A 13,217-nucleotide genomic window follows, 5' to 3' on the forward strand; every position below is an offset into this window, starting at 1 on the left:
CGGCGGATTGCCGCATGAGACGCGTCTGTGAATGGTGGCCCATGATGCATTGCATGAATTATGCCGCGCAAGGCGTCCTCAGCCTCCCTTGAAGCGAGCCACCAGGCGGTGCGTCTCGCCCGGATAATGCAGCCGCACCGCGGTCAGCGTCCGCGTGCTACGCCAGGTGTAGCGGTCGATGACGAGACAGGGCGCGCCGACCGCGATGTCGAGTGCCTCGGCGGTGCGATCGTCAGCAACGACGGCGCTGATTGTATGTTCAGCCTCGGTCCACGGCACATGATGCAGTAGCCACGATCCCGGCGGTTCGCGTGCAAAGTCGGCCGTCGCGGCCTCCGGCACGGTGGTGAGATCGATCAGCCTGTCCTCGACGGCGAACGGCACATTGTCGGCGCTGTGCCGGCAGGCGATCGCGATCACCTTGCCGGCCTTGCTTGCGCCGAGCCGGGCGCGATCGGCTGATGTGGCGGTGCGCCGCCGGCAATCGATCAGCTGATAGCCATAGCTGCGCCCGAGCGCGGTGATCTCGGCGCGGATGTCCGCGATCTTCAGCACCGCCGACAGATGCTGCGGACGGCGCACGAAGGAACCGGCACGGCGCCGCCGCTCGATCAGGTCGGCCTGTGCCAGCTCCGACAGCGCCTTGTTCACCGTCATGCGCGAGCAGTGATAGCGCGCCATCAACTGGTGCTCGAAGGGGATGCGGTGACCCGGCGGCCATTCGCCGGTCAGGATCCGGGTCTCAATGTCGAGCCGGATCCGCTTGTAGAGCGTCGGCTTGCTGGCTGCATCGAGGCGGGCCCGATCGGAGGCGAGACTCATGCGACGAGCCTCCGGACGCTTGCATTGAATTGCTCGCACGCCCTGGCACGCAGCCGGTGCCGTCCGCCCGCGACCAACTTGTCGCCACCGGCCCAGACGCAGTCGATCGCGTCGGCTCCGGCCGCAAACAGCCAGCCGTCGAGAATGGCGTCGCCCGATCGTGCGGCGAGCGACGGATGCGCGGTGTCGAGGCTGACGATGTCGGCCCGTGCGCCGGGCATTAGTCCTGCACTGGTTTGTGCCAGAGCCTGCGCGCCGCCCGCGAGCGCGTGATCGAGCAGCGCGCGGCCGGTGGATGCGCCGGGACGCCCGGAGAGCACATTGCGCTCCCGGTGCTTCAGCCGCTGGCCGTACTCGAGCTGGCGCAGCTCGTCGGCGACACCGACCAGCACGTTGGAATCGGTTCCGATACCGAACCGGCCGCCTGCGGCAAGGAATTCGCGCGCCGAAAAGATGCCGTCGCCGAGGCTCGCTTCGGTGACCGGGCAGAGGCCGGCCACTGCGCCGCTGCGGGCGAGCGCAACGACTTCCTGATCGCCCATGTGGGTCGCGTGAATCAGGCACCAGCGCTGATTGACGGGCGCATGTTCGAGCAGCCATTCCACCGGCCGCCGCCCGGACCAGGCGAGGCAATCCTCGACCTCACGCACCTGCTCGGCAGCGTGGATATGGATTGGATCCGCCTCGGCAAGCGGGATGATCGCTGCGAGTTCATCCGGCGCCACTGCGCGCAGGCTATGCGGCGCGATGCCGATATTGGCGCCAGGCAATTTTCGGATCGCCTCGCGCGACGCAGCCATCAGCGCGGCGAACTGATCGACCGAGCAGATGAAGCGACGCTGCCCCGCATGCGGCGCTACCCCGCCAAAAGTGCTGTGGGCATAGAAGCTCGGCAGCAGCGTCAGCCCGATGCCGGAAGCCTCAGTCGCTTCCGCAATGCGCACCGCCATCTCCGCGGGATTGGCGTAGGGCGCGCCGTCGCGATCATGATGCAGATAGTGAAACTCGCCGACGCGGGTAAAGCCCCGCTCGAGCATCTCGACATAGAGCAGGGTCGCTACGGCCGCGACGTCGTCCGGCGTCATTTCCAACGCAAAGCGATACATCGTCTCACGCCAGGTCCAGAACGTATCGGTGGTGTCGCCGCGCAGCTCGGCGAGGCCGGCCATGCCGCGCTGAAAGGCGTGGCTGTGCAGGCTCGCCAATCCCGGAACCGCCAGTTGGTGACGTTCGTCGCCGGCGGTCGCCGCCACGCCCGGCGTCACCGAAGCGATCGTGCCGCTGGCGACGGCGACCTGCACGTCACTGGCCCAGCCCGAAGGCAGCAGCGCGAATGCGAAATGCAGTCGTGTCATTTTCCACGCCGGCTGGACAGAACCGGCACACGATTATATGTCTAGACATATAAGTCAAGCATCCCACCTCGAGGGGACGATCGCATGGCAGAGCGTTTCGACCGCATCTGGCACAACGCCCGGCTCGCCACGATGCGCGGCGATCGCGCCGATCTCGGCGAGATCGAGCGGGGCCTGATCGCGGCGCGTGACGGCCGCATCGTCTATGCGGGCGCGCAATCGGATTTTCCTGTGGATGCGGACGCCATTCAACGGATCGATTGCGGCGGCCGCTGGATCACGCCCGGGCTGGTCGATTGCCACACCCATCTCGTTTTTGGCGGCAACCGCGCGCATGAGTTCGAGCTTCGCCTAAAGGGCGCGAGCTATGAGGAGATCGCGCGCGCGGGCGGCGGCATCGTCTCGACCGTGGCGGCGACGCGCAAGGCGACCGAGGCGGAGCTTGTCGCCGGCGCACTGCCGCGGCTCGACGCGCTGATCGGCGAGGGCGCAACCACCGTCGAGATCAAGTCCGGCTATGGCCTCGATGCCGAGACCGAGATGCGGCAGTTGGCCGCCGCACGCAGCCTCGGCGAGTTGCGGCAGGTTGCGATCCGCGCGTCCTTTCTCGGTGCGCATGCGCTGCCGCCCGAAGCCGATGGCGACAAGGATCGCTACATCGATCTGGTCTGCAACGAGATGCTGCCGGCCTTGGCCAAGGCCGGTCTTGCCGATGCGGTCGATGCTTTCATGGAGGGCATCGCATTTTCCGGAGAGCAAACGGCGCGAGTGTTCCAGGCGGCGCGTGCGCTCGGACTACCCGTGAAGCTGCATGCGGATCAGCTGTCAAATCTTGGCGGTGCAGCACTCGCCGCAAAGTTCTCCGCGCTGTCAGCCGACCATCTGGAGCACACCGATGAAGCCGGCGTCGCCGCGATGGCAAAGGCGAGGACCGTCGCGGTCCTGCTGCCCGGCGCGTTCTACTTCATTCGTGAGACGCAGAAGCCGCCGGTCGAGCTGTTCCGCGCCCACGGCGTGCAGATGGCGCTGGCGACCGACTGCAATCCCGGCAGCTCGCCGCTCACCTCGCTCTTGCTCGCGATGAACATGGGCGCAACGCTGTTCCGAATGACGGTCGCCGAATGCCTCACGGGGGTGACGCGGGAAGGGGCGCGCGCGCTCGGCATGCTCGCCGAGACCGGCACGCTCGAAGCTGGCAAATGGTGCGATCTCGCCATCTGGGACATCGAGCGCCCGGCTGAACTGGTCTACCGCATTGGCTTCAACCCGCTGCACAGCCGGGTGTGGAGGGGGCAATGAACGATCGCGATGCGCCTGTCGTCGTGACCCCCGGAACCGTCGGCCTGGACGTGCTGGCGCGGGTGCTTGCAGGCGCGACCATCGTGCTCGATCCATCATGTTGGCCGCGCGTCGAAGCGGCCGCGGAGATCGTGGCGAAGGCCGCGCGTATCGACGTTCCCGTCTACGGCATCAATACCGGCTTCGGGAAACTGGCATCGACGCGTATCGCGCCCGACCAGACTGCGCTGCTACAGCGCAACCTCATCCTGTCGCATTGCTGCGGGGTAGGGCCAGCCACGCCCGAGCCGATCGTGCGCCTGATGATGGCGCTCAAAGTGATCTCGCTCGGCCGCGGTGCGTCCGGCGTGCGCCGCGATGTCATCGAGCAGTTGCAGGGCATGCTGGCGCGCGGCGTTGATCCGCTGGTGCCGCAGCAGGGCTCGGTCGGCGCCTCCGGGGATCTGGCGCCGCTCGCCCATATGACCGCCGTCATGATCGGCGAGGGACAGGCAATTCTTGACGGCAAGGTCGTGCCGGGCGGCGAAGCGCTCGCGGCTGCCGACCTCGCGCCGTTGACGCTCGGCCCCAAGGAGGGGCTCGCGCTGATCAACGGCACGCAGTTTTCGACCGCCTATGCCATTTCCGGAGTGCTGCGCGCGCATCGTCTGGCGTGTGCTGCGCTGGTGACCGGTGCGCTGTCGGTTGATGCGGCGATGGCCTCCACGGTGCCGTTCCGCCCCGAAATCCAGGCATTGCGCGGCCATGACGGGCAGATCGCCGCCGCTGCGACCTTGACCGCATTGCTCGACGGCAGCGACATCAGGCAATCGCATCTCGAAGGCGACGAACGGGTGCAGGACCCTTACTGCCTGCGCTGCCAGCCGCAGGTCGCGGGCGCCGTGCTCGATCTGCTCGCGCAAGCCGCGCGCGGGCTGGCCGTTGAAGCCAATGCCGTGACGGACAACCCGCTGGTCCTGGTTGAGACCGGCGAGATCGTCTCGGGCGGCAATTTCCACGCCGAGCCTGTGGCGTTCGCCGCCGACCAGATTGCGCTCGCGCTGGCGGAGATCGGCGCGACCAGCGAGCGCCGGATCGCGACCCTCGTCGACCCCGCCCTGAACTTTGGCCTGCCGCCGTTCCTGACGCCCGAACCCGGCATCAATTCCGGGTTCATGATCGCCGAGGTGACGGCGGCCGCGCTCTATGCCGAGAACAAGCAGCGCGCATTGCCATGCTCGATCGACTCCACGCCGACCAGTGCCAATCAGGAGGATCACGTCTCGATGGCCGCGCATGCCGCGCGCCGGCTGTCCGACATGGCTGACAACCTTGCCGCCATCCTCGGCATCGAGCTCTTGGTCGCCGCGCAAGGCATCACGCTACGCGCGCCACATTCGACAAGCGCGCCGCTCGCGGCCGTCATCGCCGCGTTGCGCGAGCACGTTCCGGCGCTCGCTGCTGATCGCTACATGGCCGACGATCTCGCCAAGGCTGCGGCGCTGATCGAGGCCGACACACTACCGGCTGCCGCGATCGCCGCCCTTTCAGCCGATCCGTTTCCAAGACTCGCTTAGAAGACTTGCTTAGCCGACAGGAACATCCGTCATGAACCGCCGATTGGACAACGAACGCATCATCCGTGCTCCCCGTGGCACCGACATCAGCGCCAAGAGCTGGCTGACGGAAGCACCGCTGCGCATGCTGATGAACAATCTGGATCCAGATGTCGCCGAGCGTCCGAGCGAGCTTGTGGTCTATGGCGGCATCGGGCGTGCGGCGCGCGACTGGGAGAGTTTTGATCGGATTGCCGCCTCGTTGCGCAAGCTCGAAGGCGACCAGACGCTCCTTGTGCAATCCGGTAAGCCGGTCGGGATTTTCCGCACCCATGCGGATGCGCCGCGCGTCCTGATCGCGAACTCGAACCTGGTGCCGCATTGGGCAACGCTCGATCATTTCAACGAGCTCGACCGGCAAGGCCTGATGATGTTCGGCCAGATGACGGCGGGCTCGTGGATCTATATCGGCAGCCAGGGCATCGTGCAGGGGACCTATGAGACGTTCGTCGAGGTGGGGCGCCGGCATTATGGCGGCAGTCTCGCCGGCAAATGGATCCTCACGGCGGGCCTCGGCGGCATGGGCGGCGCGCAGCCGCTGGCCGCGACGATGGCGGGCGCCTCGATGCTGGCGGTGGAATGCCAGCCGAGCCGCATTGAGATGCGGCTGCGCACGGGTTACCTCGACCGCCAGGCGACGACGCTCGATGAAGCGCTGGCGATCATCGCCGAGGCGGCCAAGAGCCAAAGGCCGGTTTCGGTCGGCCTGCTCGGCAATGCGGCCGAGATCTTTCCGGAACTGGTGCGCCGCGGCGTGCGTCCGGACATCGTGACCGACCAGACCAGCGCGCATGATCCGATCAACGGCTACTTGCCGAAGGGGTGGACGCTCGCCGAGTGGGAAGCCAGGCGCGCGGCTGACCCGAAGGCGGTGGAAAGCGCAGCCAAGGCCTCGATGGTCGATCACGTCCAGGCCATGCTGGATTTCCACGCGCAGGGAATCCCGACGCTCGACTACGGCAACAACATCCGCCAGATGGCGAAGGACATGGGCCTGAAGGCGGCGTTCGATTTTCCGGGCTTCGTTCCCGCCTATATCCGTCCGCTGTTTTGCCGTGGCGTGGGACCGTTCCGCTGGGCGGCGCTATCGGGCGATCCCGAGGACATCTTCAAGACCGATGCCAAGGTCAAGGAGCTGATGCCCAACGACAGCCATCTGCACAACTGGCTCGACATGGCAAAGGCGCGCATCAAGTTTCAGGGGCTACCGGCGCGGATTTGCTGGGTCGGTCTCGGCGACCGCCATCGTCTCGGCCTTGCCTTCAACGAGATGGTGGCGCGCGGCGAGCTCAAGGCGCCGATCGTGATCGGCCGCGATCATCTCGACAGCGGATCGGTGGCGAGCCCAAACCGCGAGACCGAGGCGATGCGCGATGGCTCCGACGCAGTGTCCGATTGGCCGCTGCTCAATGCGCTGCTCAACTGTGCGAGCGGCGCCACCTGGGTGTCGCTGCATCATGGCGGCGGCGTCGGCATCGGCTATTCGCAGCACGCCGGCATGGTGATCGTTGCCGACGGCACGCCGGAGGCGGCGCGCCGGCTCGAACGCGTACTGTGGAACGATCCGGCCACGGGCGTCATGCGTCACGCCGACGCCGGTTATGAGACCGCAGTCGAATGCGCCCGTGCCAATGGGCTTGATCTGCCGAGCTTGGGCGCCTGAGGTGACGTTGGCGAGAAGCGGGGTTTCTCGCCAAGCGTTTCAATCCGCCGAGAGCGGCTCGCCGGTCAGCGACCAGCTTTCGCCGTCGAATGTCGCAATCCGCAGCGTTCGGAACGGCGTGTAGTCGCCGGGCCGGGTGCTGATCGAGATGCCCGGCAGCATCATCGGCAGTCGTTCCCCGTTCAGCGACGTCGCCTCCTTGATCAGGTTCTCGCGGGTCAATTGATCGCCGCACTTGCGCAATGCCAACTCCACGGCATGCACGTTCATGTAGGCGACCAGCACGGAATAATCGTCCGGATTGGCCGAGGGGGCGTATTTCTTCAAGAAATCCTTGTAGGCGTTGACCTCGTCGTCCTTGGCCCAGGCCGGATCGCCGGGTTGCTTGAGGAACTGCGTGGTGACCAGCCCCTTCGACGCTTCGAGGCCTGCCGGCTTCAGGATGGTGTCGACCGATGCCGTCGAGCCGCCGATCACGTGCAGGGGTTTCCAGCCGAGCTCATAGACCTTGCGGATCGATTGCGCGGCGGCTTTCGACGACGACTGCTCGATCAGGGTGTCGACGCCGGCGGCCTTGAGCTGGACGATCTGCGAGTCGATCGTCGGGTCAGCGAGTTCGTAGGAGGCCTGGGCGACGATCAACTCCGCCTTGGAGCCGAGGCCGGCGCGGAGGCCCTTGAGGTAATCCTTGCCATAGTCGTCATTCTGGTAAAGCACGCCGATCCTGGCGTCCGGCTTTGCGGCCAGGATATACTTGGCGACGACGCGGCCTTCGGTTTCGAAGTCCGGATAAAGCGGGATGGTCCAGGGGAACGCCTTGGGATCGTTGAAGCGGCGTCCGCCGGCGGTGATGAAGAGCTGCGGCACCTGCTTGGCGTTCAGATATTTCTGGATCGCGACGTTGGGCGCCGTGCCGATCGTGCCGACCTCGGCCAGTATGCCGACGTCCTCGATCAGCTTGCGTGATTGCTCGACCGCCTTCGGCGCGCTGTAGGCGTTGTCGAGCTGCGTGAAGTTGATCTTGCGGCCATTGATGCCGCCTTGTGCGTTCAGCATTTCGAAATAGCCGACCACCGCGCGCCCGGCGCCTGCGCCGAAAGCAGAGGCGGGGCCGCTCAGCGGCGTCGACTGACCAAGCTTGATCTCGGTGTCGCTGGCGCCGGGACCATAGGCCTTCTGCGCGTCGGCAGGCGCCGCCAGCAGGGCGCACAGCGCCACGGCCGCCAGCGCCCGGTTGATGATGGGGTTCAAGGTCGTTCCTCCCTGTAATTCGTTTCTTGTTGAAATCGCTAGCGCAGCAACTCGCGGGCGATCACCACGCGCTGGATCTGGTTGGTGCCTTCAAAAATCTGGGTGAGCTTGGCGTCGCGCATCATGCGCTCGACCGGGTAGTCCATCGTGTAGCCGTAGCCGCCGAAGATTTGGACGGCGTCGGTCGTCACCTTCATGGCCATGTCGCTGCCGACGCATTTGGCCATGCTGGCGAGCACATTGAGGCGCTTCCAGTCGCCGGCATCGCCGGCGCGGGCGCATTCATAGACCAGCGCGCGGGCAGCCTCGATCTGCATCGCCATGTCGGCGAGCATGAACTGCACGCCCTGGAATTCGGAGATTGGCTTCTTGAACTGCTTGCGCTCCTTGGCGTAGGCGATGCAGGCATCGAGCGCGCCCTGCGCAAGGCCGACCGACTGGGCGCCGATGGTTGGTCGGTTGAGGTCGAGCGCGCGCATCGACGCGCGAAAACCCTTGCCTTCCTCGCCGACGAGATTCTCGGCGGGAACCCGGACATTGTCGAAGAAGATCGGCGTGTTGGGGGCGCCGCGAAAGCCCATCTTGCGCTCGTGCCGTCCGAACGAGATGCCCGGCATCTTTTTCGGTTCGACGATGAAGGCACTGATGCCATCAGCGCCGGCGCCGTCACTGGTCCGCGCCATCACCACGATATAGTCGGCGACGACGCCGTAGCTGCACCATTGCTTGCGGCCGTTCAGGACATAGCTGTCGCCGTCCTTCCGGGCGCGGGTGCTGAGTGCGGCGACATCGGAGCCGGCCTGCGGCTCGGAGATTGCAATCGCCGTGACGACGCCGCCCTCGGCGATGATGGGCAGATATTTCCGGCGCTGCTCCTCCGAGCCGAAATGCAGCAGCGGCATGATGAACATGGTGTTGAGTGCCGCGATCGATGCGCAGGCAGGGGAGACCTTCGAGATCTCCTCCCGCGCGATGCAGGCCATGGTCAAATTGCCGTTCGGGCCGCCGTAGCGCTCCGGCACCCAGAGCTGCATCAGTCCCATCTCGCCGAACAGCTTGACCAGCTCGAGCGGGAAGCGGTCGGTCTCGTCGATCTCGGCGGCGATCGGCGCCACATGCCTGGCGACCATCCTGCGCACGTTGTCGCGGAATGCGACCTGCTCCTCGGAAAAACTCATGCGGCTCCCCGTCTGTTTTCTTTGCCGGAAGCCAAAAAGGGGCTTCCATTGAATGGGTGATCCATTTAATAATTCACCGCATGAGCACCAAGTCAAGCCCTCGCGCTCCGCAGCGCCCTCGTGCCGCCTCGCCGAACCGGCGGGAGCGGGCCACAGATCTTCGTGCGGCCGGTTCCGCGGCCGCGCCGACCTTCAAGCCGATCCACACAAGGCGGACGTTCGAGGAAATCTGCGAGCGCATCCGCGAGCAGCTGGCACTCGGCGTGCTGAAGCCCGGCGACAAGCTGCCGGCCGAGCGTGAGTTGGCGCAACAGCTCGGCGTCAGCCGGAATGTGCTGCGCGAAGCGCTGCGCAGCCTCGAGATGGCCGGCGTGCTGCGGCTGCAGAAGGGCGTCAAGGGCGGCGCCTTTATCCAGCAGGGCGATACCCGCCGCATGAACGAGGTCATGCGGGACATGCTGAGCCTCGGTACGATCTCGGTGCGGGAATTATCGGAGGCGCGGGTCCATGTGCTCGACCTCGTGGTGCAGCTGGCCTGCGCCAATGCGCGGCGCGCCGACCTCGATGCGCTCGAAGCCAATATTGAGCGGACGGAGCTCGCTACGAAGGAGGGCCGGCTGCTCGATCGGGTCGAGTGCTCGCGCGAGTTCTACAAGCTGCTCGCGGCGTCGACCGGCAACAAGGTGATCGCGATGATCGTGGATTCCGTTACCGAGATCCACATGCGCTTCGTCTATGCCAAGGTCGCCTCGAGCGGGGTTGCGATGGCGCGGCTGGCAGAGAAGCGGCGGCAATTCCTGGCGGCGCTGAGCGAGCGCGACGTGGCGCTGGCAAGCCGGCTGCTGCGGTCGCACCTGGAATCCGTGCAGCGCATGCTGGAGCAGGATCCCGGGGCCATGTCGCTTCACGTCGCATTGGCTGACGTGCAGCCGGGGATGCGCCGGTAGCGCGCCGGGCCGGCAGAACAAATCAACGCTCAAACAGCAATACAAGGGAGGCAAACGTGTCCAATTACGCCAAATATGAATGTCTGACGGTCGAGGTTTCGCACAAGGTCGCGACCGTGACCTTGAACCGTCCGCAGGCGCGCAATGCCATCAATCAGAAGCTGATCCGCGAATTGCGGACGATCTGGGATGATCTCGCCGACGACCATGCCGTCAATGCCGTGGTGCTGACCGGCGCCGGCGACTTCTTCAGCGTCGGCGGCGACGTGAAGGCGATGTCGGAGCGTCCGGGCGGCGACGTGCTGGAAGAAGGCGAGGTGCACGATCCCATGATCAGCCGGCGCGGCGTCACCCGTCAGCTCGAGCTCGACAAGCCGATCATCGCCGCGATCAACGGCGACGCCATCGGACTCGCGGCGACCCACGCGCTGCTCTGCGACATCACCGTAATGGCCGAGGACGCCCGGATCGGCGACACCCACGTGTCCCGCGTCGGCCTGGTCGCGGGCGACGGCGGCACCGTGATCTGGCCGCTGCTGATCGGCATCAACAAGGCCAAGGAATTTTTGATCCGCGGCACGCTGCTGAAGGGCAAGGAGGCGGAGCGGATCGGGCTCGTCAATCACGTCGCGCCGCGCGCCGAGGTGTTGGCCAAGGCTCGCGAGATCGCGGTCGAGCTTGCGAACGGCCCGACCTGGGCCATCCGCTGGACCAAGCTGTCGATCAACCAGATCGTCAAGGAGCGCGTCAATATGCTGCTGGAGGCCTCGATGGCGCTCGAGCAGGTGACATTCGAGACCGCGGACCACAAGGAAGCGACCATGTCGTTCAAGGAGAAGCGCAAGCCCAGGTACGGCCAGGCATAGGCCGGGCGATGGTCGCGACCGAACTGTCGGGAGACGACGTCACAGGGATGCTGCGTGACTCCTTGCGTGGCTTCCTCGATGAGCATTGGCGCACACGTGGCCAGGCTGCCTCTGTCTCACCGGAGGAAGTCGCGGCGATCTGGCGCAGGCTCGTCGGGCAGGGGGTAGCCACGCTCGGTACGGAGGGTGGCGAAGGCGGGCTCGCCGAAATTCTCGTTGTCATGGCGGAGCTCGGCCGCGCCGGATGTCCGGCGCCGATGTGGTCCGTGGCGTTGGCCAATCTTGCGGTCTCCGGGTCGCAGATCGCTGCTGCCGCTGATTTGCTGAAGCGGCTGCATTCCGGCAAGGCGATTGTTGCCTTCTCATTCGCCGCGCTGGATCCCGATCCCGGCGCGGGCTCGATCCAGGTTGCGGGCCTCAAGGCAACGGGCGTGCTCCGCTTCGTCGAGACTGTGGCAAGCGCGACGCATCTCCTGGTCGCGCTCGATCAGTATCACCTTGCGCTGATCGACCTCGGCGGTCCCGGTGTCGAATACGTCGCGACCCGCGCGATGGGCGCGTCAGCGCTCTACGAGATCAGGCTGAACGCGGTGCCGGCCACGCTGATTCCCGTGGGATCGGTCGATGTCGGCGATCTCCGCCGCAAGGGCAAGACGGCGTTGATCGCGCGCGCCTGTGGTGCCGCCCGGCGCGCGTTCGACCTGGCGGTGGACTATGCCAAGGAGAGGCATCAGTTCGGGCAGCCGATCGGAAAATTCCAGGCCATTCAGCACAAGCTTGCAAACTGCCTGATCGCGCTCGAGGGCGTCAGGTTGATCCTGGAGCATACCGGCCGGTTGCATGACAATCGCGACGACGACTGGCGTTACTTCGCCGACTGCGCATCGGCATTCTCGGCCGATGCGCTGCGGCGGGTTTCGCTGGAGACCCAGCATATTTTCGGTGCGATCGGCTATGCCGAGGAGCACGAGGCGCCGGCCCATTTCAAGCGGGTGCACCTCGATACGATCGCGCTTGGCGGCGCGACGGATGCGAAACGCCGACTGGCGGCGCGGCTGCTGGACGCGGGCGGCGCGGGGCTGCCGCAATACGACCTCAGGCCGGCCGGCAATGCGTTGCGCGAGCAAGTCCGGCTTTGGCTCGAGCAGAACTGGTCCGGAAGCCGGAAGGACGCGTTCGACCAGAGGCCATTCGCCAAGCGCGAGTTCGATGCAAGCTTCACCCGCGACATCGGTGAGACCGGGTGGATCGGCCTCGGATGGCCGCAAGAATTCGGCGGCCAAGCGCGCTCTCCGCTGGAGCAGATCGCCTTCATGGAGACGATGGAGCGAGGCGAGGCACCGCGGATCGGCGCGGCGATCCAGGCCAACGCGCTGATGATGTTCGGCACGCCGGAGCAGCAGCAACAATACCTTCCGGAAATCCTGCGCGGCGAAGCCATGCACGGCATGGGTTACAGCGAGCCGCAGGCTGGTTCCGATCTTGCCGCGCTGCGTACCAGCGCTGTCAGGGACGGCGGCCAGTGGGTGATCAACGGCCAGAAGATCTGGACCACCACCTGGTGGGGAAAATACATGTTCCTCGCCGCGCGCACCGACAAGGACGCCAAACCGCCGCACGCCGGGATCAGCATGTTCATCGTTCCGATGGATGCGCCGGGCATCACGATCCGTCCGTCGGTTACGATGTATGACGGCACGTTCGCCAACATCTTCTACGACGATGTTCGCATTCCCGCCGAGAACCTGGTTGGCGAGGTCAATGGCGGCTGGAAGGTGCTGACCGGCGCGCTGGCCTTCGAGCGGGGGCTGGTCGGTGGCGGCATTGTGCTGAAGGTCGCGCATGCCTTCGAGCAGCTGCGTGCGCATGTCATCGGCGATCGGTCCCTGGCTGATGACCCGATCGTCCGCGACAGGATCGCGACTTTGGCGTCCGAAATCGAGATCGGTCGTCTCTTGATGATGCATTGCGCCGAGCTCGCCGCCGACGGCGTGACGCCACCGGAATATGGCGCGATTAGCAAGGTGTTCTCCGGTGAGCTGATGGAACGCTTCGGCGAGGCCGCGCTCGACATTCTCGGCATGCGCGCCGCGCTGTCCGAGCAGATGCCGGGTGCGATCGACAATGGCCGCTTCGAGCAAAACCTGCGGCATTCGCTGATGTGGGTGATCAGCATCGGGACCAACGAAATTCAGCGCAGCCTGATCGCGCAGCGCGCGCTCGGACTGCCGAGGTAGGAGA

Annotated in this window: 10 protein-coding genes; 6 read left to right on the forward strand and 4 right to left on the reverse strand. The window is 65.8% G+C overall.

What is annotated here, in order from left to right; all coding sequences use genetic code 11:
- Positions 1-78: 78 nt before the first annotated feature.
- Positions 79-822, reverse strand: coding sequence for a histidine utilization repressor (hutC, locus tag V5279_RS16275; RefSeq protein ID WP_338698982.1), 744 nt, complete (start codon positions 820-822; stop codon positions 79-81).
- Positions 819-2,177, reverse strand: coding sequence for a formimidoylglutamate deiminase (locus V5279_RS16280; protein ID WP_338698984.1), 1,359 nt, complete (start codon positions 2,175-2,177; stop codon positions 819-821). The genes hutC and V5279_RS16280 overlap by 4 nt, the downstream gene beginning before the upstream one ends.
- Before the next feature lie 84 nt (positions 2,178-2,261).
- On the opposite strand from V5279_RS16280, the gene hutI reads away from it, so the two are divergent.
- Genes hutI through hutU form a run of 3 tightly spaced genes read left to right on the forward strand, consistent with a single transcriptional unit; the run spans position 2,262 to position 6,734 of the window.
- Positions 2,262-3,476: an imidazolonepropionase gene (hutI, locus tag V5279_RS16285; RefSeq protein ID WP_338698986.1), complete on the forward strand. Its 1,215-nt coding sequence runs from the start codon at positions 2,262-2,264 to the stop codon at positions 3,474-3,476.
- On the forward strand, positions 3,473-5,032 hold the full coding sequence (hutH, locus tag V5279_RS16290; protein ID WP_338698988.1) for a histidine ammonia-lyase: 1,560 nt from the start codon (positions 3,473-3,475) through the stop codon (positions 5,030-5,032). The genes hutI and hutH overlap by 4 nt, the downstream gene beginning before the upstream one ends.
- Before the next feature lie 31 nt (positions 5,033-5,063).
- Positions 5,064-6,734 carry a urocanate hydratase gene (hutU, locus tag V5279_RS16295; protein WP_338698990.1) on the forward strand — a complete coding sequence of 557 codons (1,671 nt, stop codon included), beginning with the start codon at positions 5,064-5,066 and terminating at the stop codon, positions 6,732-6,734.
- A gap of 39 nt (positions 6,735-6,773) precedes the next feature.
- Here hutU and V5279_RS16300 read toward each other — a convergent pair whose 3' ends face one another.
- Positions 6,774-7,976 (reverse strand): ABC transporter substrate-binding protein, encoded by a 1,203-nt coding sequence (locus V5279_RS16300; RefSeq protein WP_414645754.1) that lies wholly within the window; start codon positions 7,974-7,976, stop codon positions 6,774-6,776.
- A 47-nt stretch (positions 7,977-8,023) separates the two neighbouring features.
- A complete protein-coding gene (locus V5279_RS16305; protein ID WP_338698992.1) occupies positions 8,024-9,163 on the reverse strand; it encodes an acyl-CoA dehydrogenase family protein in 1,140 nt (379 codons plus the stop codon).
- An 80-nt stretch (positions 9,164-9,243) separates the two neighbouring features.
- On the opposite strand from V5279_RS16305, the gene V5279_RS16310 reads away from it, so the two are divergent.
- From V5279_RS16310 to V5279_RS16320, 3 genes are read left to right on the forward strand one after another with little or no spacing between them, the layout of a single operon-like run.
- On the forward strand, positions 9,244-10,110 hold the full coding sequence (locus V5279_RS16310) for a FadR/GntR family transcriptional regulator (RefSeq protein ID WP_338698994.1): 867 nt from the start codon (positions 9,244-9,246) through the stop codon (positions 10,108-10,110).
- Positions 10,111-10,166: 56 nt separating this feature from the next.
- A complete protein-coding gene (locus tag V5279_RS16315) occupies positions 10,167-10,976 on the forward strand; it encodes an enoyl-CoA hydratase/isomerase family protein (protein WP_338698996.1) in 810 nt (269 codons plus the stop codon).
- An 8-nt stretch (positions 10,977-10,984) separates the two neighbouring features.
- Positions 10,985-13,213 (forward strand): acyl-CoA dehydrogenase family protein, encoded by a 2,229-nt coding sequence (locus V5279_RS16320; protein ID WP_338698998.1) that lies wholly within the window; start codon positions 10,985-10,987, stop codon positions 13,211-13,213.
- Positions 13,214-13,217: the final 4 nt, after the last annotated feature.

This window comes from Bradyrhizobium sp. 26S5 (genome assembly GCF_036923295.1).
Classification (GTDB): domain Bacteria; phylum Pseudomonadota; class Alphaproteobacteria; order Rhizobiales; family Xanthobacteraceae; genus Bradyrhizobium; species Bradyrhizobium septentrionale.